This is a genomic window from Isoptericola sp. NPDC056134 (assembly GCF_042264825.1).
GTDB classification, from domain to species: Bacteria; Actinomycetota; Actinomycetes; order Actinomycetales; family Cellulomonadaceae; genus Isoptericola; species Isoptericola nanjingensis.
On the sequence record NZ_JBHJVM010000004.1, the window covers coordinates 1 to 24,303 of the forward strand.

Genomic DNA, 24,303 nt, shown 5'->3' on the forward strand with positions numbered 1-24,303 from the left:
GCTGCGCGCGCAGGAAACTTGAGAAGGGCTGTCCCTAGTACGAGAGGACCGGGACGGACGAACCTCTGGTGTGCCAGTTGTTCCGCCAGGAGCACGGCTGGTTAGCTACGTTCGGAAGGGATAACCGCTGAAAGCATCTAAGCGGGAAGCCTGCTTCAAGATGAGGTTTCCATCCCCCTTGCGGGGTGAAGGCACCCAGCTAGACCACTGGGTAGATAGGCCGGATGTGGAAGACAGGACTAAAGACTGTCGGAGCTGACCGGTACTAATAAGCCAACAACTTCACACACCTACCAAACACTGTTTGGTCAATAACACTGCTTCGCGTCCACTGTGCGGTTCCCGAGAAACGGGCACCACCCCCACCACCACCAGATACCAACCTGGTGGCAGGCAAGGGGTCACCCCGAAAACTCGATACTGTTACGGCGGTCATAGCGTCGGGGAAACGCCCGGTCCCATTCCGAACCCGGAAGCTTAGCCCTTCAGCGCCGATGGTACTGCCCTCGCGAGGGGGTGGGAGAGTAGGACGCCGCCGGACACCCATTCACGAAAGGCCCACCCCACACCGGGGTGGGCCTTTCGCATACCCGGATGCGGTGCACTGGGCATTGTGCGCCGTGTGCGCGTCGTGTCCGGTGGCGTGTGCGCGCGTGCGTGGAGCCGGGACGACCACGAGGTCCGCCCTCCTGGTGAGCACGTCGTGCTCGGACGGCTTCGCTCGGCGCCACTCGGGCTTCGACGAGCCCCCATTTCCGCGGAGCCCGTCATGACGGCAGCACGGGTTCGGCGCCGCCGCGGAGCGCGTGCGCCTGGCATGGGCGCAGGGCCCGTGGTGGCATGGATCGTGAGGCTCGGCCCCGTGCCTGCCATCACATCCGGAGGAGGCTTCGCGACCACTCTTCCGAGGATGTGGCGTGGGAGAATACCGGTCGTGTCGGCGTCGGAAAGGAAGACCGTGAACGATTCACCGCGGGACGAGAGCAAGGGCGGTGCGGGGGGTCGTGCACCGTCGTCCCGTGAAGGGGGCGCGCGCGGGGGCTCGCGGAACGGGAGCCGAGGCTCGCAGGGCGGACGCGATGAGCGTCCGCAGCGCGAGGGCACGCAGCGCCGGCAGGGCGAGGGACGTCCGGCGCGAGGTGACGCGGCGCGAGACGGCCGAGGCGGGTACGGCGGCCGGGGTCGCGCGGACCGCACGGACCGCACGGACCGCACGGACCGCACGGCGGAGCGTCGCGGCCGTCCGGCCGACCGCGAGCGAGGCGACCAGGAGCGTTCCGGACGGCGACCCGAGGGCGGGCGCGCGTACGGCGACGACCGTCGCACCGAGCGTTCGTCCCGCGACACGGGGGACCGTCGGGGACCCGCGTCCCGCGATCGCCGGGAGGAGCGGCCCTCGCGCGGTCGTGAGCAGTCTCGTGACGGGTACGACCGCCGGGACGAGCGTGGCGGCGCCCGCCGAGGGGCGGAGCACCGTCCGAGCCAGGGTGACGGCCGTGACCGGGGCGACTTCTCCCGACGGGCCGGGCAGCACGACGCGCGAGGGCGTAGCGACGACCGCGGAGACCGGCGTGCGTCGTCCCGCGACGGCCGCGGCCGGGACGACCGGGCGGGTTCGGGTGACCGTCGTGGCTACGCGGGGGACCGAGGACGCTCGGACGACCGGGGTGACCGCCGCGGCTACGGGAGCGACCGTACGGCGCCGCGCGACGGCAGGAGCGGCGGGCCGCGGCAGGACTCCCGTGGTGCCGACTCCCGTGGTGCCGACTCCCGTGGTGCCGACTCCCGTGGTGCCGGCTCCCATGGTGCCGGCTCTCGCGGTCCGGCGACCGGACGGCGCAGCGGAGAGGGGCAGGGCCGCGCGGGCGGCGGACGACCCGCCCGACCGGCGGCCGGTGCCGAGCGGCGCCCGCGCGCCGTCGAGCCGGAGATCGCCGAGGACGCGTCGATGGGTCAGCTCAGCCGCGACGTCCGGGGGCGTCTGCGCGGCCTGACGAAGGAGAACGCCGAGCGCATCGGCCTGCACCTCGTGATGGCGGGCCGACTCCTCGACGTCGACCCGGAGCGTGCCTACGAGCACACCCAGGCGGCGGTGCGTCGCGGAGGTCGGGTGGACGTGGTGCGGGAAGCCGCGGGGATCGCGGCGTACCGTACCGGGAGGTTCGCGGAGGCGCTGCGCGAGCTGCGCACGGTACGACGCCTCAACGGCTCCTCCGAGCACCTGCCGCTGATGGCGGACGCGGAGCGCGGCCTCGGGCGCCCGGAGCGTGCCCTGGCTCTCGCCGCGAGCGAGGAGGCGCGGACGCTCGATGCCGAGGGGCGCACCGAGCTCGCCATCGTCGCGAGCGGAGCGCGGAGCGACCTCGGGGAGCACGACGCCGCTATCGCCGTGCTCGACCGGATCCCCGCCGCCGAGCGGCGGGGAGACCTGGGCCTCCGGGTGCTGCAGGCACGGGCGGCCGCCCTGGAGGCTGCGGGCCGTGAGGACGAGGCGGCGCGGCTCCTGGCAGGGGTCGACCCGGCCGAGCTCGAGCGGGCGTCCGGCCTGACGCAGGAGTCCGACGACGTCGTCGTCTACGACACGTACGACGAGGACGCCGTGGACGAGGACCTCGACACGGAGGACGACCCCGAGGACGGCGACGTCCTTGCAGGTCCGCCCACCGCGAGCGAGGACGCGCACGAGGCCGACACCTCCGGCGAGCTCGACGGTGACGCCGACGAGCTCGACGCTGACGCCGGCGAGACCGAGGCCGCTCGGACGGAGCAGGCGGCGGGCGCCGAGCCGGACACGGAGGCCGGCGCCCCGGACGCGAGCCAGGCATGACGGCGACCCTGGCGGGGAGCGCCGTCCCGCTCGCGTCGGCGCACGACCTGGCGCTGGTCGACCTCGACGGCGTCGCATACAAGGGCCACCTGCCCATCCCGCACGCCGCGGACAGCCTGACGGCGGCACGGACCGCGGGTCTACGGCTGGTCTTCGTGACGAACAACGCGTCGCGCGAGCCGGAGGAGGTGGCCGGCCAGCTCACGGGCCTGGACATCCCGACGGGCGCGGACGAGGTCATGACGGCGGCCCAGGCGTGCGCGGCGCTGCTGCGCACGCGGCTGGAGCCGGGCGCTCGGGTCCTCGTCGTCGGCGGGGCGGGTCTGAGGACGGCGGTCGCCGCCGCGGGGCTGACGGTCGTCGACTCCGCGGACGACGCCCCCGACGCGGTGGCCCAGGGCTACGCGGCGGGCCTGGCCTGGAGCGACCTGGCCGAGGCGGCCTACGCCGTGGCCGGCGGCGCCTGGCACGTGGCGAGCAACCTCGACCTGTCGCTCCCGACGGCGCGGGGCTTCGCTCCCGGCAACGGCGCGCTCGTCGGCGCGGTCGTGGCGGCGACCGGTGTCGAGCCGGACAGCGCCGGCAAGCCGTCGCCCACGATGTACCACCTGGCGGTCGACCGGGCGGGCGCGGAACGGCCGTTGGTGATCGGCGACCGCCTCGACACGGACCTCGCCGGCGCGCGCGCCGGCGGCTACCCCGGCCTGCACGTGCTCACGGGAGTGTCCACGGCACGCGACGCCGTGCTGGCCGAGCCCGGCCTGCGCCCGGACTTCGTGGGTGCCGACCTCCGTGCCCTGCTCGAGCCGCACCCCGTCCCGGAGCGGACCGCCGAGGGCTGGTGGACGTGCGAGGGTCGCGCGGCGCGGATCGTGGACGGAGCGCTGGAGCTCGATCGAGAGGGGCCCCACGGGATCGACGTCGTCCGCGCGGCCTGCGCGGCCGCGTGGGACGCCGCGGACCGGGGCGCCCCGGCGTCGGCGTCGACCGTCCCGGAGCTGCACGCCTGACCGCGGCGTGACGAGCGGGCGCGGGGTGACGCGCTCCCGCCGGGCGGGCACGACGACGGCCGACGGCTCGGACGCCGGCCACGGACCTGGTCGCGGGCTGTGCGTCGTGCACGGGACGTCCGTGCCAGCAGGTAGCGTGGACCCGGACCTCGGACGGCGGCACACCCGCGCGACCAGCCGCCCCTCGGACCGGCGGTCCGTGCGCACCCGTCAACGGTGCTGGCGAAGAGACCGCGAGCGGTAGGGAGGGACCATGACACAGGATCAGTCGACGCCCGGAGCGGCGGCGGCCGGGTCGGCGGACGACCCCGCTGCCGACGCCCCTGTCGGGGCCCGGCCGACCCCTCGGGCTCCTGCCGGGACCGGCTCGGCGTCCGGCACCGACGAGCTCGAGGGCCTGGACGACCTCCCCCTCGCCGAGCACGTGGAGCGCTTCACCGCGGTGCACGACGGCCTGCGGGCGCGCCTCGACGGCGCGCCGGGCACCACCGGGCTGGACGGGGTGCAGGACACGGGGCCACGGCGTTGACGGCGGTGGCACGCACGGACGCGCGGATGGACGCGGAGCTCGTCCGCCGCGGCCTGGCCCGCTCGAGGCGGCAGGCGGTGGAGCTGATCGACGCCGGACGCGTGCGGCTCGACGGCCGCGTGGTCACGAAGCCGTCCACGCCGGTGCCCGACGGCGCGCCCGTCGCGGTGCACACGGATCCCGAGGACCCGGGGTACGCGTCGCGCGCCGGGGGCAAGCTGGCCGGTGCGCTGGACGCGCTCGCCGCCGACCCGGCCGGCCAGGAGCTGCTGCGTGCGGTCGACGACGGGTGGTGCCTGGACGTCGGCGCCTCGACCGGCGGCTTCACGGACGTCCTGCTGCGCCGGGGTGCACGGCAGGTGGTGGCCCTCGACGTCGGGCACGACCAGCTCGTGCCGGCGCTGCGGACCGACCCGCGGGTCACGGTCGTCGAGGGGTTCAACCTGCGCGACCTCACGCCGTCCGACCTGGAGCGCGCACCCGACGTCGTGGTGGGGGACCTGTCCTTCATCTCCCTCACGCTCGTGCTGGGGCCGCTCGCCGCGGTGCTCTCCCCGGAGGGTCACGCCCTGCTGCTGGTGAAGCCGCAGTTCGAGGTCGGCCGAGAGCGGCTCGGCAGCGGCGGCGTGGTCCGCGACCCGACCCTGCACGCCGAGGCCGTGCTCGCCGTCCTGCGGGCCGCGGCGGGGCACGGCCTGCGGGCGCGCGCGGTGGTGCCGAGCCCGCTGCCGGGGCCCAGCGGCAACCGCGAGTACTTCTGCTGGTTCCGACCCGACGGCGGGGATCCGGCGGCCGCATCCGAGTCCGCCGCCGAGCCGGCCGACGAGGCCGTGGCGGCCGCCGTCGCCTGGCGACCCGGCGACCCTGGCACGCCGCCGTCCGTCCCGCCCGTCCTGCCCGTCGGAGGAGCACAGTGACCCGCCGAGTCCTGATCGTCACCCACGGGGGCCGCCCGGAGGCCGTGGCGGCGCTCTCCGAGGCCGTGCGCGAGCTCACCGAGGCGGGCTTCGAGGTGGCCCTGCACGACGACGACCTCGCCGAGTCGTTCGGCGACCACATGGCCGCGGCGCGCGTCCGCGAGGGCGTCACCGACTCCGAGGCCGTCATGGTCCTGGGCGGCGACGGCACGATCCTGCGGGCCGCCGAGCTGACGCACGGTACCGGGGTCCCGCTCCTGGGGGTCAACCTGGGGCACGTCGGCTTCCTCGCCGAGAGCGAGCGCGACGACCTGCGGCACGCGGTGCGGCGTCTGGCCGCCCGCGACTACGAGGTCGAGGAGCGCGCCGTCGTCGACGTCGCCGTGCACCTGCCGGGGGAGGAGACCCCCCGGACGGGGTGGGCGCTCAACGAGGCGACCGTGGAGAAGGCGCGGCGCGAGCGGATGGTCGAGGTCGGCATCGCCGTCGACGGTCGCCCGCTCTCGTCGTTCGGCTGCGACGGCGTGGTGATGTCCACGGCGACCGGGTCGACGGCGCACGCGTTCTCCGCGGGCGGGCCGGTGATGTGGCCCGAGGTGGACGGTGTGCTGCTGGTGCCGCTGTCGGCGCACGCCCTGTTCGCGCGCCCTTTGGTGATCGGCCCCCGGTCGACGTACACGGTCAAGGTGCTCGAGCGCAGCCCGGTCCCGGCGGTGCTGACCTGCGACGGCCGGCGACGCATCGACCTGCCGGTCGGGTCGTTCGTGGAGGTGCGGCGGGGCGCGCTGCCGCTGCGGTTCGCGCGGCTCTCGCCCGCGCCGTTCACCGACCGGCTGGTGTCCAAGTTCTCGCTGCCGGTCGTCGGGTGGCGCGAGCTGGCGGCCCAGCGCCCGGACCATCGGGCGCCGGCGCCCGGGCCGGGCCACGACGAGAAGCTCGACGAGCACGACAAGGAGGCGTGAGGTGCTCGAGGAGATCGCGATCGAGAACCTGGGCGTGATCCGCGCCGCCCGGGTGCCCCTGGCCGACGGGCTGACCGTCATCACGGGCGAGACGGGCGCGGGAAAGACGATGGTGCTCACCGGGCTGGGCCTGCTCATGGGCGGCAAGGCCGACCCCGCCGCGGTCCGACCGGGCGCGGACGGCGCCGTCGTCGAGGGGCGGCTCCGCGTCGCCGCGCACCCGGGCGTCGCCTCGCGGGTCGACGAGGCGGGCGGCGAGGTCGACGACGACGGGACCGTCGTCGTGCTCCGCACCGTCGCGGCGGCCGGCCGCTCCCGCGCCCACCTGGGCGGGCGCGGCGTGCCGCAGGCGGTGCTCGCGGAGATCGCGGACGAGCTCGTGACCGTGCACGGCCAGGCCGACCAGCTGCGGCTGCGCACGGCGGCCAAGCAGCGCGAGGCGCTGGACTCCTTCGCGGGCCCCGACCACCAGGACGACCTCGACACCTACCGGGCGGCGTGGTCCGAGCGTGCCGGGCTGCAGGCCGAGATCGACGACCTCACCGCGCGGGCCGCCGAGCGCGCCCGGGAGGCGGAGCTCCTGCGGCTCGGCCTGGCCGAGGTGGAGCGCGTGGACCCGCAGTCGGGGGAGGACGCCGAGCTCACGGCCCTCGTCGGGCGGCTGGGCAACGCCGAGCAGCTGCGCGTGGCGGCCCAGGAGGCGCACGACGCCGTCGCGGGCGACGACGTGGAGACGGCGGGCAGCGCGGTGGAGGCGGTCGAGCGCGCACGTCGGGCGCTGGAGGCGGCGGCCTCCGACGACCCGACTCTCGGCGGCCACGCGACCCGGCTCGCCGAGGCGGGGTACCTCCTCGCCGATGTCGCGACCGAGCTGTCGTCGTACGTGGACGACCTGCAGGTGGACCCGGCGGGCCTCGAGACCGCGCACGCACGCCTCGCGGAGCTCACGACGCTCACCCGGAGCTACGGCGAGACCATCGACGACGTGCTGCGGTGGGCGAGCGACGCGGGGCTGCGGCTGCTCGACCTGGACGACGGCGGCGAGCGGCTCGCCGGCATGCGCGAGCGCACGGCCGAGCTGGACGCCGAGCTCGCGGGCGCGGCGGAGCGGCTGACGACCGGCCGGCGCAAGGCCGCGGAGGCGCTCTCGGACGCGGTGACGCAGGAGCTGTCGGGTCTGGCCATGAAGGGCGCGCGGCTCGTCGTCGACGTCGCGCCCGCCGACGAGCCGGGGCCCTGGGGTGCCGACCAGGTCGCGTTCCTCCTCGAGCCGCACCCCGGCGCGCCCGCCCGCCCGCTGGGCAAGGGCGCGTCGGGCGGCGAGCTGTCCCGGGTGATGCTCGCCGTCGAGGTGGCGCTCGCCACCGCGCGCGTCGAGGCCGGGTCCGGCGCGGGCTCGGGCCGGGCCACGGCGCCCCTGCCGACGTTCGTCTTCGACGAGGTCGACGCCGGCGTCGGCGGTCGCGCGGCGGTCGAGGTCGGCCGGCGCCTGGCGGTGCTCGCGCGCAGCACGCAGGTCGTCGTCGTGACGCACCTCGCCCAGGTGGCCGCGTTCGCGGACTCGCACCTGGTGGTGACGAAGTCCACCCCCGACGGCGCTCCCGACGACGCTCCCGACGACCGGGCCGGCGTCACGGTGACGGGCGTGCGCGAGGTCACGGACGACGCGCGGGTCCGCGAGCTGGCGCGGATGCTCTCAGGGCAGGAGGAGTCCGCGACCGCCCGTCAGCACGCGGTCGAGCTCCTGGAGTCCTCCACCGTGGGACGATAGGGGCGATGAGAATGATCCTGCGCAAGTCCGAGCGTGCGCCCGACGCCGGCGACGAGAGCACCGACGTGACAGGGCCCGCCCGGGTCGGTACGCGGACCAAGGACCTGACCAAGCGCCTGCACGCCGGCGACGTGGCCGTCATCGACCACGTCGACATCGACCGGGTCGCGGCGGACGCGCTGGTGGCGGTCGGCCCGGCGGCGGTGCTCAACGCCGCCCGCTCGACGTCGGGCCGCTACCCGAACGCGGGGCCGGGCATCCTCGTCGACGCCGGCATCACGCTGGTCGACGACCTCGGCCCCGCCGTGATGGCGCTGCCCGAGGGCGCCACGGTGCGGATCGACGGCGGCACCGTGGTCGTCGACGGCACCACCGTGGCGGAGGGCGTCCGCCAGTCCCCGGAGACCGTCGCGGCGGACATGGTCGCGGCGCGCGAGGGGCTGTCGGAGGAGATCGAGAACTTCGCCGAGAACACGATGACGTACCTGCGGCGTGAGCGGGACCTCCTGCTCGACGGCGTCGGCGTGCCGGACGTGCGGACGAAGTTCGAGGGCCGGCACGTGCTGATCGTCGTCCGCGGCTACCACTACCGCGAGGACCTGGCGATGCTGCGGTCCTACATCACGGAGAACCGGCCAGTGCTGGTCGGTGTCGACGGCGGCGCCGACGCAGTCATCGACGCGGGCTGGAAGCCGGACATGATCGTCGGCGACATGGACTCGGTGTCCGACCGGGCGCTGTCGTCGGGCGCGGAGATCGTGGTGCACGCGTACCGCGACGGCAACTCGCCCGGGCTGGACCGCGTGCAGGCGCTCGGCGTCGAGCCCGTCGTGTTCCCCGCGACGGGGACCAGCGAGGACATCGCCATGCTCCTCGCGGACGACAAGGGCGCCGAGCTGATCGTCGCGGTCGGCACCCACGCGACGCTGGTCGAGTTCCTCGACAAGGGGCGGGCGGGCATGGCCAGCACCTTCCTCACCCGGCTGCGCGTGGGCGGCAAGCTCGTGGACGCCAAGGGCGTGTCCCGGCTGTACCGCACCCGGATCTCGAACCTGCAGCTCACGCTGCTGTCCCTGGCGGGCGTGGCTGCCGTCGTCGCGGCGCTGTGGTCCACCGCCGCGGGGCAGACGCTCTTCGGGCTGATCGGTGCCCGGATCGACGACCTCGTCTCCTGGGTGGGTAGCCTCTTCGGCGGGTGACGCCCCCCGCGCGCCCTCCCGGCATCCTGCTCGACCCGACCCGACCGCTGCGACCCGACCGCTCCGACCCGACCGCTCCGACCCGACCGCTCCGACCCGACAAGGAACCTCTGCCGACCGTGATCGACTTCAGGTATCACCTCGTCTCGCTGATCTCCGTCTTCCTCGCCCTCGCGGTGGGCATCATCCTCGGTGCCGGCCCGCTCCAGGGCACCCTCGGGGACCAGCTCACCGAGCAGGTCGACGCGCTGCGCACCGAGCGCAACACCCTGCGCGAGGAGCTCGGGCAGGCGCAGACCACGGCACAGGACCAGCGGCGCTTCATCGAGAGCGCCGGCGACCAGCTCGTCGCCGGGTCGCTCGCGGGGATGAACGTCGCCGTCGTCGAGGTGGACGAGGTGAGCGACGCGAACCGCAAGGCCGTGCTGGACCAGCTGGAGGCGGCGGACAGCACGGTCGTCGCGCAGGAGCGGCTGGCCGCGTCGTGGACGTCGGCCGACGAGCTGACCATGCGGGAGACCGTCGCGGACGGGCTGCGCGAGAAGCTGCCCACCGACGCCGTCGAGGGAGTCGTCGACGAGGACTCCGGCCCGGCCGAGCTGCTCGCCGCGTCGCTCACGGTGGCGCTCACCGACTCCTCGGGCTCTTCGAGCTCCGCGGGCCCGTCCGCGTTCAGCGAGGCCGCCCTCGAGCAGCAGCACCTCTTGGAGCAGGTGGGCCTCGTGGAGCAGGTGGCCGAGCCGAGCGCGCCCGCGGACGCGATCCTGCTGCTGTCGAGCGGCGCCACCGGTGCCGACGAGGAGGAGCAGACGCAGGACGCCGACCCGGAGCAGACGGGGATGGGCGCCCTCGCCGCGCTCGCGGGGACGTCCGCGGAGATCGCGGGGACCTCGGTGGTGGCCGGGCCGACGACGCACGACGGCGACCTGATCGCCACGATCCGTGCCGACGACGGGCTCTCGGACCTGGTGAGCACGGTCAGCGGCGTGGAGCAGACGACGGGGCAGATCGTCGTGCCGCTCGCCATCGCCGCCCAGGACGCCGGCGCCGTCGACCAGTACGGATTCGAGGAGGGCGCGTCCGTCCTCCCGCCGGTGGTCGAGCAGGGCGAGACGCAGGGGGACGGCTGATGGCCGGCGGGGCCGGCGTGGGCGCGCTGCTGCGAGGCGCGGTCGTCGCGGCGGCGGGCACGGCGCTCGCCCGGCGAGCCCTGGACACCGACCCGCCCGGCGGAGCCGCGCGCTGGACCCGCACCAACCACCGCGGCGAACCGGTGAGCATGCTCGAAGGCCCGGCCGTCGCGGCCGGGCTCGTCGCCGGGACGCTCGCTGCGGGCGGCGGCCGGGAGCGGGCCGGTGCCGCGCTCGCGACCGCCGGCGCGGCCGCGTTCGGGCTCGTGGACGACCTCGCCGAGGACACGAGCACGCGCGTCAAGGGGCTGCGAGGACACCTCGGCGCGCTCGCCGAGGGCCGCCTCACGACCGGCGGGCTCAAGGTGCTCGGCATCGGCGCGACGGCGCTGGTCGGTGCCGCGGTCGGTACCCGACGGACCGGTGGCGCGGCGGGGCACCTGCTGGACGTCGCGGTGAACGGCGCCCTCGTCGCGGGCACGGCCAACCTGCTCAACCTCCTCGACCTGCGTCCCGGCAGGGCGCTCAAGGCGTCGGCCGCCCTGAGCCTGCCCGTCGCGGGCGGCACCGCGGGCGCGGCGACCGGGGTCGTCCTCGGTGCGGCCGCCGTCGCGGCCCCCGGCGACCTCGCCGAGCGGGACATGCTGGGCGACGGCGGCGCGAACGCGCTCGGCGCGCTGGTCGGCGCGCAGTGGGCGTTCGGCGCCCCGCGCGCGGTGCGGCTCGCCGCGCTGGCGTCCGTCGTCGGGCTCACGCTCGCGTCCGAGCGCGTGAGCTTCTCCGCCGTCGTCGAGCGCACGCCGTGGCTGCGCGCCGCGGACGGCTGGGGTCGCCGCCCGGCGGCGACGCCGGGCCCGGCGCAGGAACCCGCCTCGGGGGAGTGAACCCATGACGTCGCGCCCGGGCGGGCTGCGGGCGGCGACCCAGACCCTCGCCGGCGCCGCCGCGATGATCACCGTCGTGACGGTGGCGAGCCGGCTAGTCGGGTTCGCCCGGTCGCTGGTGCTGTCGTGGGCCGTGGGTACGGAGGGTGTCGGCCCCGCGTACACCGCGGCGAACCAGCTGCCGAACGTGCTGTTCGAGGTCGCCGCGGGCGGCGCGCTCGCGGGCGCCGTCGTCCCGCTGCTCGCCGGGCCGATCGCGCGGCGCTCCGCGAAGGAGACCTCCGGGGTGGCCTCGGCGCTGCTCGGCTGGACCCTCGCCGTCCTGGTGCCGCTCGGCGCCCTGCTCGCGATCCTCGCCGGGCCGATCGCGTCGCTCCTCATGGGCGACAAGCACCCCGAGCTCGTGGACGTCACCGCCACCTTCGTGCGGACGTTCGCGCTCCAGGTGCCGCTGTACGGGCTCGCGGTGGTGCTCGGCGGCATCCTGCAGGCCCACAAGCGCTTCTTCTGGCAGGCGTTCGCGCCGCTGCTGTCCAGCCTCGCCGTGATCGCCGTCTACCTCGTGTTCGTCGGCATGGCCGACGGCGACCAGGGCGACGTCGCGGCGCTCTCGACGACGGCGATCGGCTGGCTGGGCTGGGGGACGACGGCGGGCGTCGCGTTCCTCGCGCTGCCGCTCGTCCTCCCGGTGCTCCGGACGGGGACGCGGCTGCGCCCCACGCTGCGCTTCCCCGGGGGCGAGGGCGTCCGTGCCCGCAACCTCGCGCTGGCCGGCGTCGGTGCGCTGGTGGCGCAGCAGCTGTCCGTGCTCGCCGTGATGGGGGCGGCGTTCCAGTTCGGGCCGGAGCAGACGTTCCCCACGTACACGTTCGCGCAGCAGGTCTACCTGTTGCCCTACGCCGTGCTGGCGTTCCCGCTCGCGACGAGCGCGTTCCCGCGGCTCGCCGAGCACGTGGCGCACGGACGCCACGACCGGTTCCGCGGCCTGCTCGCCACGACCACCCGCACGCTGCTCGTGGTGTCCGGGCTGGGCGTGGGTGGGCTCGTCGCCGCGTCAGGGGCCGTGGAGGCCGTGTTCGCCCGCATCGCGAGCGGGTCGGTCGCGGGGCTCGGCGGCGCCGTCGCGTGGATGGCGCCGGGGATCGTCGGGTTCGCGCTGATCCTGCACCTGTCGCGGGCGCTGTACGCGATCGACCACCAACGGGTGGCGGTGGTCGTCACGGCGGCCGGGTGGCTGGTCGTGGCCGTGGCGGCGTTCGCGCTGCCCGCCGTGACGGGAGTCCGGGACCAGGCGGGCGTGCTGGCCCAGCTCGGCCTGGCCACGGCGCTGGGCATGACGATCGCCGGGGCGGGCCTGCTCGCGGCGGTGGGCCGGTACGCCGGCCGCGAGGCGCTGCGGGGGATCCCGCGGACCCTCGTCGTGCTCGTCGTCGCGACCGGGCTCGGTGCGTGGGCCGGGTCGCTGGTGTCGGGCGCGCTGCTCCCGGCGGACGCCTCGATCCTCCCGGCTCTGGGCGTCGGGGTGCTCGCCGCCGTGGTCGGGGGCGTCGTCGTCGTGGGCGGCTTCCTGCTGGCCGACCGGTCCGCCGTGACGGGGATCGTGCGCCGCCGCGGCCCCGCGCCCACCGACGAGCCTGGCGAGCCTGGCGAGCCCGCCGAGGCTGCGGAACCGGCCGACCGACCCGCGGAGTGACCAGGCGCACCGCGCGGCCCGCGTGCCGCCGTCCGACCCGCTGTTAGGATGGAGTTCCGTGGCCGACAGCGCGAACAGACTCCAGCCCCGCTCCTCCAGCCGTACGGGTGCGACGCACCAGACGCGGCACATCTTCGTGACGGGCGGTGTGGCCTCGTCTCTCGGCAAGGGACTCACCGCCTCCTCGCTCGGGCGCCTGCTGCGCTCGCGGGGCCTGCGCGTCACCATGCAGAAGCTCGACCCGTACCTCAACGTGGACCCGGGCACGATGAACCCGTTCCAGCACGGCGAGGTCTTCGTCACCGAGGACGGCGCCGAGACCGACCTCGACATCGGCCACTACGAGCGGTTCCTCGACGTGGAGCTCCCGGCCTCCTCGAACGTCACCACCGGCCAGGTCTACTCCCGCGTGATCGCCAAGGAGCGCCGCGGCGAGTACCTGGGCGACACGGTCCAGGTGATCCCGCACATCACGGACGAGATCAAGTCGCGCATGCGCGACCAGGCGGGTCCCGACGTCGACGTGATCATCACCGAGATCGGCGGCACCGTCGGCGACATCGAGTCCCAGCCGTTCCTCGAGGCCGCGCGCCAGGTGCGGCACGAGCTCGGCCGTGACGACTGCTTCTTCCTGCACGTCTCCCTCGTGCCCTACATCGGCCCGTCGGGCGAGCTGAAGACCAAGCCGACCCAGCACTCGGTGGCCGCGCTGCGCTCCATCGGTATCCAGCCCGACGCGATCGTGCTGCGGGCCGACCGCGTGGTCCCGGAGCCCATCAAGCGCAAGATCGCGCTCATGTGCGACGTGGACAACGAGGCCGTCGTCAACGCCGTCGACGCGCCGAGCATCTACGACATCCCGCGCGTGCTGCACGCCGAGGGCCTGGACGCCTACGTCGTGCGCCGCCTCGACCTGCCCTTCCACGACGTCGACTGGGACGGCTGGAGCCAGCTCCTGGAGCGCGTGCACGAGCCGGAGCACAACGTCGAGATCGCGCTCGTCGGTAAGTACATCGACCTGCCCGACGCGTACCTGTCGGTGACCGAGGCGCTGCGCGCCGGCGGCTTCGACAACGACGCGAAGGTCGGCATCCGGTGGGTGGCGGCCGACGACTGCCAGACGCCCGAGGGCGCGCAGGAGGCGCTGGAGGGCGTCGACGCGGTGCTCGTGCCCGGCGGCTTCGGCGTGCGCGGCATCGACGGCAAGGTCGGTGCGCTGCGCTGGGCGCGCGAGAACCTCGTGCCGACGCTGGGCATCTGCCTGGGCCTGCAGTCGATGGTCATCGAGTACGCGCGCAACGTGCTCGACCTCGAGGACGCCTCGTCGACCGAGTTCGACCCGAACAGCACGCACCCGGTCATCGCGACGATGGCCGAGCAGCTCGCGATCGTGGGCGGCGAGGGCGACCTGGGCGGCACCATGCGCCTCGGCGCGTACGACGCCCACCTCGGGGCCGGCTCCGTCGTCGCCAAGGCGTACGGCAGCGAGCGGGTGTCGGAGCGCCACCGCCACCGGTACGAGGTCAACAACGCGTACCGCGCGCAGCTCGAGGAGGCGGGACTGGTGTTCTCCGGCACGTCGCCCGACGCGCAGCTCGTGGAGTTCGTGGAGCTGCCCGCCGACGTGCACCCGTACTACGTGAGCACCCAGGCGCACCCGGAGTTCAAGTCGCGCCCCACCCGCTCGCACCCGCTCTTCTCGGGGCTGGTCGCGGCGGCGCTCGAGCGCCAGGGCGCGTGACGGCGCCCGACGGCGGGGCGGGCCCGTCCGTCGCGGACGAGCAGGCCCCGCGGCCGGTGCTGCGGCACGAGGTGCTGCAGCGTGGCCGCATCGTCGACCTGGTGCGCGACGACGTCGACCTCGGCGCCGCGGGGACCGTGACCCGGGAGTACGTGGTGCACCCGGGTGCGGTCGCGGTCGTCGCCCTCGACGACGCCGACCGGGTCCTGCTGCTGCGGCAGTACCGGCACCCGGTGCGGTCACGGATGTGGGAGGTCCCGGCCGGGCTCCTCGACGTCGACGGCGAGCCCCCCGCGGAGGCGGCTGCCCGCGAGCTCGCGGAGGAGACCGACACCACCGCGGCGCGGTGGCACGTGCTGGCCGACTTCGCGTCGTCGCCGGGCAGCAGCGACGAGGCGGTGCGCGTCTTCCTCGCCCGCGGCCTCGGTCCGGTGCCCGACGCCGACCGCCACATGCGCACGGGCGAGGAGGCCGAGATCGAGCTCCGGTGGGTGCCGCTGGACGAGGCGGTCGCCCGGGTGCTCGACGGCAGCCTGCACAACCCGTCGGCCGTCGTGGGCGTCCTCGCCGCCGCCGCGAGCCGTGCGGGCGGGTGGGCGTCGCTGCGGCCGGCGGACGCGCCCTGGCCGTCGCGGCGGGGCGCCTGAGCGGCCGGTAGGCTCCACAGGCGTGCGTGACGCCACCGACCCCGGTCCCGTTGCCGACGACGCGCCCGCGGTGCGGGTCCTCGGCCCGGTCCGGGTCGCGGGTCCGGACGGCGCCGAGCGCGCTCCCCGCGGGGCTCGCGCCGCGGCGCTGGTCGCGCTCCTCGCGCTCGCGGGGCCCCGGGGTGTCTCCTCCGGCGGCCTCGTCGACCGGCTGTGGCAGGAGTCGCTGCCCGGCGACCCGCGGGCCGCGCTCCAGAACCTGGTCTCCCGGCTGCGGGCGGTCGCCGGTCGCGGTGTCGTGCGCGCGACAGAGACCGGCTACGCCCTGGGCGTCGTCTCCGACCTGGACCGGGTGCGCGACGGGCTGACCCGGGCGCGCCGCGAGGTCGTCTCGGGCGACCCGGCCGCCGCCCAGGCGACCGCTGAGGACGCCCTGCGCCTGTGGGCGGGCACACCCGGCGGAGACCTCGAGGGGGGCGAGTTCGCCGACGTCGCACGCGAGCTCGCGACCGTCGCGCAGCGTTGGCGCGACGAGCTGCGGCTCGTGCGCCGCGACGCGGCCGAGGCCGCGGGCCGGCACGCGGTCGTCGCCGAGGTCGCCGGGGCGGACGTCGCCGCGGACCCCACGGACGAGGACGCCGCCCGCGCGCTCATGGGCGCCCTGGGCGGGCTCGGCCGGCCGGCGGAGGCGCTGCGCGTCTTCACCCGGCTGCGGTCGGTCCTGGTGCGCGAGCTGGCCAGCGAGCCCGGACCCGCCACCGTCTCGCTCTACGAGCGGCTCGCCGCCGACGTCGCCAGGGAGGGCACGCCGTCGGCGCCGTCACAGGCCCCGCCGTCGCCCGTTCCGACCGGCACGGGAGCAGTCGGGACCCCGGCCCGGGCGGCCGCCGGGACGGCCCGCGGCCTCCGGCGCTACCCGACGCCCCTGCTGGGCCGGGAGGCCGACGTCGCCGCCGTGCGCGATGCCCTCGGGACGGCCCGGCTCGTCACCGTCCTGGGGCCGGGCGGGCTGGGGAAGACGCGGCTCGCGCAGGAGGTGGCGCGCCGCGCGGTCGCCGGCACCGGGCTCGTGGTCGTCGTCGAGCTGGTCGGCGTGCGGGCCGACGACGACGTCGTCCTGGCGCTCGCCGACGCGCTGGGCGTGGCGCCCGGCTCGAGCACCCTGCGCCTGGCCGACCGGCTCCAGGCCGGCGACCTGGCGAGCCAGGTCGCCGCCCGGCTGCGCGACGCGGACGCGCTCGTCGTCCTGGACAACTGCGAGCACGTGATCGAGGGAGCTGCCCGCTGGGCCGGCGTGCTGCTGGACGTCTCGCCGCGGCTGCGGGTGCTGACCACCAGCCGGACGCCGCTGCTGCTGGACGAGGAGTCGACGTACGCGCCCGCGCCGCTCGGCGCCGACCCGGACGAGGAGGACGGCGGCCCCGCGGTGCGCCTGTTCGTCGAGCGGGCCCGCGCGGTGCGTCCCGACGCCCTGCTGGACCGCGCGGCCGTCGCGCGCCTGTGCGACCGCCTGGACGGGCTCCCGCTGGCCATCGAGCTGGCGGCCGCGCGCGTGCGGACCCTCAGCGTCGCCGAGGTCGAGGAGCGGCTCGACGAGCGGTTCGCCCTGCTGCGCGTGCGCGACCGCTCGGTGCCCGACCGGCACCGCACGCTCGAGGCCGTGCTCGACTGGAGCTGGAACCTGCTCACGCCCGGTCAGCAGGCGCTGTGGCGGCGTGCCGCCACGCTGCCCGACGGGTTCTCGGCGGAGGCAGCGCGCGCCCTGCTGCCCGACGTGCCCGGGTGGCAGGTGGACGACGACGTCACGACGCTGGAGCTGCAGTCCCTCGTGCGCGTCGAGGAGGCCGACGGAGGCACCCGGTACCGGATGGTCGAGACCGTGCGGGAGTTCGGGCTGCTGCGGCTCGCCGCGGCGGGGGAGGAGACGGCCACCGACGCGGCCGTGCTCGCGTGGTCGCTGACCGTGTCCCGGCGGTGCGCCTCGCGGCTGCTGAGCCCGCGGCAGCGCGAGGCCGTCGCGGAGCTCGGCCGGGAGCAGGAGAACCTGCTGTTCGCGGTGCGGCGCGCGATGGACCTGGGCCGGCCCGACGCCGTCGTGCACGGCTTCGTCGGGCTGCTCGGCACCTGGGCCGTGCGCGGCGCGGAGGAGCGCGTCATCGGGCTGGTGCCGGGGGTGCTGCGTTCCCTCGAGGGGTGGGTGGTGCCGGACGAGCACGCGGACGCCACCGCGATCGCGCTCGAGGCGATCGCGGCGTCCTCGGTCTTCGGCGTCCCCGGTCGGGCGGCGCGCCCGCTGGCGCGCCTGCGCCGGCTGCTGCGCACGAGCGGGTCCGTGGGGTCGCGCACCCGAGAGCTCGCGGACCTCGTCCTGGCCCGGACCCCTGAGGACGCGCAGGCCGTCCTCACCCGGCTCCAGGGGTCGGACGACGGGTACACGGCACTGCTGGGGCACATGTTCGAGGCGCAGCAGCGGGAGAACGACGGCGAGATCGCGCGTGCCGTCGAGCTCGCGCGGGCCGCGCACGACGTCGCGCGCGGGATCGACGACGCCGCGGCGTCGGCCATGACGGCGATGGTTCTCGCGTCGTTCCTCGCGGAGCGGGGCGAGCAGGCGGAGGCGGTCCGCTGGGTCGCCGCCGCGAAGGAGGGTGTCCTCGCGATCGGGGCGGAGGAGATGCAGTGGCAGGTCCGCTGGATCGAGCTGGGCGCCGCCCTCTCCCTCGGGGACCTCGACGCGGCCGAAGCCGTCGTCGCGTCGATGGTCCCCACCGCCGAGGGCGCGCACGACGGGCGGGAGGCCCAGGCGCGCGGCGTCGTCGAGCTCGGCCGTGGCGAGCTGGCGTGGGCGCGGGGCGACCACCCGGCGGCGCTCGCGCACCTCGCGCGGTCGCTGGCGACGTTCGGGGCGGGACAGCCGGAGGGGGACGCCGCGCCGTGGTTCCTCCTGCTCGCGTCGGCCACCCTGGTCCGGCGGGTGCAGGCGGGGGCCGACGAGACCGGGCTCGCTCGCCGGATCGTCGACGTGGGGCGGAGGGTGCGCGGCGGCGGCCGCGGCTTCGTCGACCGTCCCGTGCTGGCGACCTCGTCGGTCGGCGTCGCGTACTGGGCCTGCCTCGTCCCCGTGGGGTCGGGCGACCTGGACCTCGGGCGGGTGACGGAGGGCGTCGAGCTGCTGACGATCGCGGGCCGGCTGGGGGCGCGCCAGGACCTGCCCGCCCTCCGGCTCGACGCGCTGCGCGCGGAGGTGGCCACCGCCCTGGCCGAGCACGGCGCGGACGTCGTGCGCGCGGGGGAGCGGCGGGCCGAGGCCCTCGACCGGGACGACCTGGTGGCGCGCGCGGACGAGCTCCTGGTCCGTCTCGCGGCGGAGACGGACCAGGAGCTCGGGCCGGACGGGCCCGGTCAGGCCTTCTTCATGTAGCTCCGCACGGCGAGCGGGGCGAAGACCGCCACGACGACGGCGCAGCTCAGCAGCGCGATGCCGACCTGACCGGTCACGCTGCCGGTGCTGGCGAGGTCGCGGACCGCGGTCACGAGGTGCGACACCGGGTTGACGTTGACGAAGCCCTGCAGCCAGCCCGGCATCGTGTCCACCGGGACGAACGCGTTGGACAGGAACGTCAGCGGGAAGAGCACCAGGAACGAGATGCCCTGCACCGACGACGCGGACCTGCCGATGACGCCGAAGAACGCGAAGATCCAGCTCAGGGACCAGGCGCACACGATGACCAGCAGGCCGGCGAGCAGCACGCCGCCGACGCCGCCGCCCGGTCGCCAGCCCATGACCAGGCCCATGACGATCGTGAGCGTCGTGGCGATGAGGTAGCGGACGAGGTCCGCGACCAGGGCCCCGGCGAGCGGGGCGATGCGGGCGATGGGCAACGACTTGAACCGGTCGAACACGCCCTTGTCCATGTCCTCGCGCAGCTGGGTGCCGGTGACGGCGGAGGCCGTGATGACGGTCTGCACGAGGATGCCGGGGATGATGACCGGCAGGTAGGCCGCGATGCTGCCGGAGATCGCCCCGCCGAAGATGTACGTGAACATCAGCGTGAAGATGATCGGCTGCACCGTGACGTCGATGAGCTGCTCCGGCGTCCGGCGGATCTTGATGAGGCCGCGGCGCGCCATGGCCAGGGAGTCGGAGACGGCCTGCCCGGCGGTCACGCGGTTGCGCAGGGTGCGCTCGGCGCCGGGGACGATGCGTCCCCCGGGCGCCACGGGCGCGGAGGCGGTGGTGAGGGTGGTCATGCGGAGATCTCCTCGGGCTCGGGGGAGCCGGCGGCTCGGTCGGTCGTGGACTGGTCGGTGGCGTCGTGGCCGGTCAGCGTCAGGAACACCTCGTCGAGGGTCGGCTTGTCCATCGACAGCCCGTCGAGGTCGACGCCGGCGCCGCGCAGGCGGACCAGCAGGTCGGTGACGCGGGCGGGGTCGGCGACGGGCACGGTGAGGCGGCACGCCTCGGGGGAGACCGTCGCGGCCACGCCGAGCACGTCCAGCACGGCCGCCTGGGCGGCCGGGGCGTCGTCGGGCCGCACGAGGGCGAGCTGCAGCGACTGCTGGCCGACCGACGACTTGAGCTCGTCCCCGGTGCCCTCGGCGACCACGCGGCCGCGGTCGATCACGGCGATGCGGTCGGCGAGCTGGTCGGCCTCGTCGAGGTACTGCGTGGTGAGCAGCACGGTCGAGCCCGTCGCGACGAGGCGGCGGATGGTCTCCCACATCTGGGCGCGGGTGCGCGGGTCGAGGCCGGTGGTCGGCTCGTCCAGGAAGAGGAGCGGGGGCTGGGCGATGAGGCTCGCGGCCAGGTCGAGGCGGCGCCGCATGCCGCCGGAGAAGTTCTTCAGCGGGCGCGCGGCGGCGTCGGTGAGGCTGAACTCCTCGAGCAGGTCACGGGTGCGGCGCGTCGCGGCGGACCCCTTGAGCCCGTTGAGCCGGCAGAACAGCAGGAGGTTCTCGGTGGCGCTGAGCGTCTCGTCGACGGACGCGTACTGCCCCGTGACGCCGATCAGCTGGCGCACGACGAACGGCTCCCGCGACACGTCGTGGCCGAAGACGGACGCCCGGCCGGCGTCCGGCCGCAGGAGCGTCGCGAGCATGCGGATCGTGGTGGTCTTCCCGGCGCCGTTCGGGCCGAGGACCCCGTAGACCGTGCCGGTGGCGACCTCGAGGTCGACCCCGTCCACGGCGCGGTTGTCGCCGAAGGTCTTGACGAGGCCCTCGGCCTCGATCGCGGTGGTGGTCATGGCACCACCGTGCGCGGCGCCGCTCCCAGCGTGCTGTCACGGCGCTGTCACGCGCTCGCCTCGGCAGTCATGCGCCCGCCGACCAGCGGCTACGGCGCCTCCCACGGGAGGGCGGCGACCCGGCGCCGGATCTCCTCCACCCGCCCGGTCGCGTCCGGGAGGGCCGTCCCGTCGACGGACGCGACGGCGACGATGCCGATCGAGTTGACGAGGAACGCCCCGGAGGCGCGGCGCAGGTCGCCGAGGTGCACCGGACCGGTGCGGGTCGGCGTCGTCTCCTCGACCAGCGCGAGGCCGGTGCCGCGCAGGTGCGGGGCATCGGGCCACAGCACGCCGCCGTCGGGCCCGAGCACGCCGACGTTCGCGATCGTCGACTCCGCGACGGCGCCGTCCGGGCCGACGAGCAGCGCGTCGTCGTACCCCTCGCGCCCGACCTGCCGCGCCCACTGCGCCTGCGCGAAGCCGCCCAGGTGCTTGAGGTGCGCGAACGGGCGCAGGTACGGCACGGAGCGCAGGCGCTGCGGACGGGTCGGGGCGAGGCGAGGGGCGCCCACCTGCACGGCGACGTGCTCCGGATCGCGCAGCACGACGCGGACCGAGGCGTCGTCCTGACCGGCGAGGGCGTGCCGGAGGAGCCTGCGGACGCGGTCTCCGTCGAGCGGGAGACCGAAGATCTCGCGGTGCGCGACGTCGAGCCGGGTCAGGTGGTGGCCCAGGCCCTGCACACCGCCGCCACGCACCTGCATGGCGGTGAAGTGACCGTCCGTGGACGCGACCTGCTCGGCCGTCGCGGGGCGGCCGTCGACCTCGATGCGCACGCCTGCACCGTAGCGCGGGGACGCCTGCGTCAGGCGCGGGTGCGCAGCTTCAGGACGGCGTTCGCGGTGGCCCAGGCGAGGCAGCCGGCGCCCACCAGGTGCACGCCGACGAGGATCTCGGGCAGGCCGGTGAAGTACTGCACGTAGCCGACGAGGCCCTGCGACAGGGTGACCGCGAGCAGCACCCACGCGCCCTTGCGCGCGGCCGCGACCCGCGGGCCGGCCGGCGCCCGGTGCAGCAGCACCAGGAGCACGACGAGGGTGATGAGGAACAGCCACACGGACTCGGAGTGCGCCCGCGTCATGGTCAGCGGGTCGAGCGCCAGCCGGTAGCCGACCTCCGTGTCGCCCGAGTGCGGGCCGGAGCCCGTGACGAGCACGCCCAGCGTCACCACCGGGATCAGCAGCAGGCCGAGCAGGGCGCCGGTGGTCGCGACGCCGCGGCCCGCGACGCGCTGCGGGGGCCCGTCGCCCTCGCCGTGCCGGTGCAGCAGGTACGCGCTGAACCACACGAGGGCGACCGAGACGCCGAAGTGGAGGGAGACCCAGCCGGGGTGCAGGTGCAGCAGCACCACGATGCCCCCGATGACCGCCTGGGTGAGCACGCCCGCCAGGGGCACGATGCCCAGGGCCCGGTACGACTCGGTCCGGCGCCGGTCGGTCCACACCAGGACCAGCACCATGACGCCGATGACGCTCAGCACGCCCGTCATGGTGCGGTTGCCGAACTCGACGAACGAGTGGATCGAGGACGCCTCGTGGAACACCGGCGTGAAGTGCCCGGGCTCGCACATCGGCCAGGTGGAGCAGCCGAGCCCGGAGTCGGTGAGGCGCACCGCACCGCCCGTGCCGATGACGAGGATCTGCCCGATGACGTTCGCCAGGAGCACGCCGCGGGTCCAGGGCCGGAACCGGGCGAGGCGGTCGGGGCGGTCGGTCCGGTCGGGCGTGGCGCCGGCACCCGCCTCGGGGGCGGGCGCGGCGGGGCTCGGCGAGGTCACGGGTCCACGCTATCCCTCGGCCCGGGCCGTTCGGGCGGCGACGGCCGCCCCACGGTGTGACGTTGGCCCGGTCCTGTCAGCTCCTGGTCACTGCCAGCGGAAGAAGCGGGCCGCGGCCCACCCCAGCAGCGCGGTCCAGGCGGCGAGCACCACCAGCGCGAGCGCGGGTACGCCGGTGCCGAGCAGCGCGCCCCGCATCGCCTCGCCGAGGGCGCCCGACGGCAGGAACGTCGCGAGCTGCTCGAGCGGACCGGGCAGCTGGGCCGGCGGCACCAGCAGGCCGCCACCCACGACGAGCAGCACGAGGACGAGGTTCGCGAGCGCGAGCACGCCCTCGGCGCGCAGCGTGCCAGCGAGCAGGAGCGCCAGCGCGGTGAAGCAGGCCGTCCCGAGCAGCCCGACGCCGACGGCCGCGAGGATCCCGCCCGCGGCGGGGTGCCAGCCCAGCGCGAGCGCGACCGCCCCGATGACGACGACCTGCACGACCTCGACGGCCAGGACGCCGAGCAGCTTGCCGGCGAGCAGCCCGCCGCGCCCGAGCGGCGTCGTCGCCAGGAGTCGCAGCACGCCGTTGCGGCGGTCGAACGCCGTGGCGATGGCCTGCGAGGTGAACGCCGTCGAGACGCAGGCGAGCGCGAGCACGCCCGGCGTCACGAAGTCGATCCGGTCCAGGCCGCCGGTGTCGATCTCGACGACGCTGGTGCGCGTCAGGCCGAGGAGCACCATGACCGGCAGCACGATCGTGACGAGGAGCTGCTCGCCGTTGCGCAGCACGGCCCGCGTCTCGAACCCGGTCTGGGACAGCACGCGGCGCCACGCGGGGGCGGCGGCGCCGGGCCGGCTCGTGCCGCTGGTCGGGTGCGGGGTGGTGGTGGTCATCGCAGGTGCCGTCCCGTCAGGTCGAGGAAGACGTCCTCCAGCGTGCGCCGGCCCACGGTGAGGCGGCTCGCGAGGACGTCGTGGTCGGCGAGCCAGGCCGTGAGGACGGCCAGGGTACGCGGGCCGGCGGGGCCGGCGACGACGTACGAACCGGGCTGCGGCTCGGTGACCACCCAAGGCCCCTCGCCGGCGGCGTCGAGGGCTGCCGCGACGGCGGCGGGGTCGAGGCCCGCGGCGGCGTCGAAGCGCAGCGTGCGGTCGTCCTGGGCGTCGGGGGAGAGGAGCTCGGGCACGGAGCCGCTGGCGATGAGGCGGCCGTGGTCGACGACGTGCACGCGGTCGGCGAGGTCCTCGGCCTCGTCCATGAGGTGCGTCGTGAGGACGACGGCGGTGCCCTCGTCGCGCAGCTCGCGCACGAGGTCCCACACGGCGTGGCGGCTCTGCGGGTCCATGCCCGCGCTCGGCTCGTCGAGGAACACCACCTCGGGCCGCCCGACGACCGCCGCCGCGAGGGACAGCCGCTGCCGCTGCCCGCCGGACAGCCGCCGCACCGTGGTGCGGGCGAACGACCCGAGGCCCAGGCGCTCGCCGAGCTCGCCCAGGTCCCGCGGCGCCGCGTACATGGAGGCGACGTGGCGCAGGACCTCGCCGGCGCGGGCGCCGGTGGGCAGCCCGCCGTCCTGCAGCATGACGCCGACGCGGGGGCGCAGCGCGCGGGCGTCGGCCACCGGGTCGAGGCCGAGGACGCGCACCGTGCCGCCGTCGGGGGAGCGCAGGCCCTCGCAGCACTCGACGGTGGTGGTCTTGCCCGCGCCGTTCGGCCCGAGCACGGCCGTCACCGCCCCGGCGTCGGCGACGAGGTCCAGACCTGCGACGACGTCGCGCCCGTCGTAGCGTTTGACCAGGCCCCGCACGCGGACGGCGGCCCCGGCAGCGGGATCGACGGAGCCGGCGCGCGGGTCCTCGGCAGAGTGCGCGGACGGCGTGGCGCCGTCCGCGCCCGATGGCGCGATCGAGGTGGGCACCGGAAGATTCTACGGACGTCGCCC

Annotated in this window: 19 protein-coding genes and 2 rRNA genes; 15 read left to right on the top strand and 6 right to left on the bottom strand. The window is 75.7% G+C overall.

Annotated elements, in window-relative coordinates:
• From ACFCZN_RS05215 to ACFCZN_RS05285, 15 genes are all read left to right on the top strand, one after another.
• Positions 1 to 289 (top strand): 23S ribosomal RNA (locus ACFCZN_RS05215); the annotation flags it as partial.
• A gap of 135 nt (positions 290 to 424) precedes the next feature.
• Positions 425 to 541, top strand: a 5S ribosomal RNA gene (gene rrf, locus ACFCZN_RS05220).
• Between the two features lie 1,407 nt (positions 542 to 1,948).
• The gene (locus ACFCZN_RS05225; RefSeq protein WP_430556066.1) at positions 1,949 to 2,827 is read left to right on the top strand and encodes a hypothetical protein; all 879 of its coding nucleotides are present in this window, start codon (positions 1,949 to 1,951) and stop codon (positions 2,825 to 2,827) included.
• The gene (locus ACFCZN_RS05230; RefSeq protein ID WP_429767204.1) at positions 2,824 to 3,837 is read left to right on the top strand and encodes an HAD-IIA family hydrolase; all 1,014 of its coding nucleotides are present in this window, start codon (positions 2,824 to 2,826) and stop codon (positions 3,835 to 3,837) included. Before ACFCZN_RS05225 ends, ACFCZN_RS05230 begins: the two co-directional genes overlap by 4 nt.
• Before the next feature lie 253 nt (positions 3,838 to 4,090).
• Positions 4,091 to 4,366: a hypothetical protein gene (locus ACFCZN_RS05235; protein WP_429767202.1), complete on the top strand. Its 276-nt coding sequence runs from the start codon at positions 4,091 to 4,093 to the stop codon at positions 4,364 to 4,366.
• Positions 4,367 to 4,371: 5 nt separating this feature from the next.
• Positions 4,372 to 5,283 carry a TlyA family RNA methyltransferase gene (locus tag ACFCZN_RS05240; protein ID WP_429767200.1) on the top strand — a complete coding sequence of 304 codons (912 nt, stop codon included), beginning with the start codon at positions 4,372 to 4,374 and terminating at the stop codon, positions 5,281 to 5,283.
• Positions 5,280 to 6,245, top strand: coding sequence for an NAD kinase (locus tag ACFCZN_RS05245; RefSeq protein WP_430556067.1), 966 nt, complete (start codon positions 5,280 to 5,282; stop codon positions 6,243 to 6,245). The genes ACFCZN_RS05240 and ACFCZN_RS05245 overlap by 4 nt, the downstream gene beginning before the upstream one ends.
• A 1-nt stretch (position 6,246) precedes the next feature.
• Complete coding sequence (gene recN, locus ACFCZN_RS05250; RefSeq protein ID WP_430556068.1) at positions 6,247 to 8,016, top strand: DNA repair protein RecN; 1,770 nt, start codon at positions 6,247 to 6,249, stop codon at positions 8,014 to 8,016.
• A 5-nt stretch (positions 8,017 to 8,021) separates the two neighbouring features.
• Entirely contained in the window at positions 8,022 to 9,215 is a 1,194-nt protein-coding gene (gene steA, locus ACFCZN_RS05255) for a putative cytokinetic ring protein SteA (protein WP_429767195.1), read from the top strand.
• 119 nt (positions 9,216 to 9,334) lie between these two features.
• Positions 9,335 to 10,345 (top strand): copper transporter, encoded by a 1,011-nt coding sequence (locus ACFCZN_RS05260; RefSeq protein ID WP_430556069.1) that lies wholly within the window; start codon positions 9,335 to 9,337, stop codon positions 10,343 to 10,345.
• Entirely contained in the window at positions 10,345 to 11,229 is an 885-nt protein-coding gene (locus ACFCZN_RS05265; protein ID WP_429767192.1) for a hypothetical protein, read from the top strand. The genes ACFCZN_RS05260 and ACFCZN_RS05265 overlap by 1 nt, the downstream gene beginning before the upstream one ends.
• A 4-nt stretch (positions 11,230 to 11,233) precedes the next feature.
• Complete coding sequence (gene murJ, locus ACFCZN_RS05270) at positions 11,234 to 12,922, top strand: murein biosynthesis integral membrane protein MurJ (protein ID WP_430556070.1); 1,689 nt, start codon at positions 11,234 to 11,236, stop codon at positions 12,920 to 12,922.
• A gap of 58 nt (positions 12,923 to 12,980) precedes the next feature.
• Positions 12,981 to 14,663, top strand: coding sequence for a CTP synthase (locus ACFCZN_RS05275; RefSeq protein ID WP_429767188.1), 1,683 nt, complete (start codon positions 12,981 to 12,983; stop codon positions 14,661 to 14,663).
• Positions 14,660 to 15,310, top strand: a complete 651-nt coding sequence (locus ACFCZN_RS05280) for an NUDIX domain-containing protein (protein ID WP_430556071.1) — start codon at positions 14,660 to 14,662, stop codon at positions 15,308 to 15,310. Before ACFCZN_RS05275 ends, ACFCZN_RS05280 begins: the two co-directional genes overlap by 4 nt.
• Before the next feature lie 22 nt (positions 15,311 to 15,332).
• Positions 15,333 to 18,731: a BTAD domain-containing putative transcriptional regulator gene (locus ACFCZN_RS05285; protein WP_430556072.1), complete on the top strand. Its 3,399-nt coding sequence runs from the start codon at positions 15,333 to 15,335 to the stop codon at positions 18,729 to 18,731.
• Here ACFCZN_RS05285 and ACFCZN_RS05290 read toward each other — a convergent pair.
• The 6 genes from ACFCZN_RS05290 to ACFCZN_RS05315 all read right to left on the bottom strand — a co-directional run bounded on the left by ACFCZN_RS05290 (position 18,713) and on the right by ACFCZN_RS05315 (position 24,168).
• Complete coding sequence (locus ACFCZN_RS05290; RefSeq protein WP_429767182.1) at positions 18,713 to 19,561, bottom strand: ABC transporter permease; 849 nt, start codon at positions 19,559 to 19,561, stop codon at positions 18,713 to 18,715. The two genes, ACFCZN_RS05285 and ACFCZN_RS05290, sit on opposite strands and share 19 nt — an antisense overlap.
• On the bottom strand, positions 19,558 to 20,556 hold the full coding sequence (locus ACFCZN_RS05295) for an ATP-binding cassette domain-containing protein (protein WP_429767181.1): 999 nt from the start codon (positions 20,554 to 20,556) through the stop codon (positions 19,558 to 19,560). The genes ACFCZN_RS05290 and ACFCZN_RS05295 overlap by 4 nt, the downstream gene beginning before the upstream one ends.
• Positions 20,557 to 20,645: 89 nt before the next feature.
• Positions 20,646 to 21,374, bottom strand: coding sequence for an aminotransferase class IV (locus ACFCZN_RS05300; RefSeq protein WP_429767179.1), 729 nt, complete (start codon positions 21,372 to 21,374; stop codon positions 20,646 to 20,648).
• A 29-nt stretch (positions 21,375 to 21,403) separates the two neighbouring features.
• Positions 21,404 to 22,375 carry a COX15/CtaA family protein gene (locus tag ACFCZN_RS05305; protein ID WP_429767177.1) on the bottom strand — a complete coding sequence of 324 codons (972 nt, stop codon included), beginning with the start codon at positions 22,373 to 22,375 and terminating at the stop codon, positions 21,404 to 21,406.
• 87 nt (positions 22,376 to 22,462) lie between these two features.
• A complete protein-coding gene (locus tag ACFCZN_RS05310) occupies positions 22,463 to 23,254 on the bottom strand; it encodes an ABC transporter permease (protein ID WP_429767176.1) in 792 nt (263 codons plus the stop codon).
• The gene (locus tag ACFCZN_RS05315; protein WP_429767206.1) at positions 23,251 to 24,168 is read right to left on the bottom strand and encodes an ABC transporter ATP-binding protein; all 918 of its coding nucleotides are present in this window, start codon (positions 24,166 to 24,168) and stop codon (positions 23,251 to 23,253) included. Before ACFCZN_RS05315 ends, ACFCZN_RS05310 begins: the two co-directional genes overlap by 4 nt.
• Between the last annotated feature and the right edge of the window lie 135 nt (positions 24,169 to 24,303).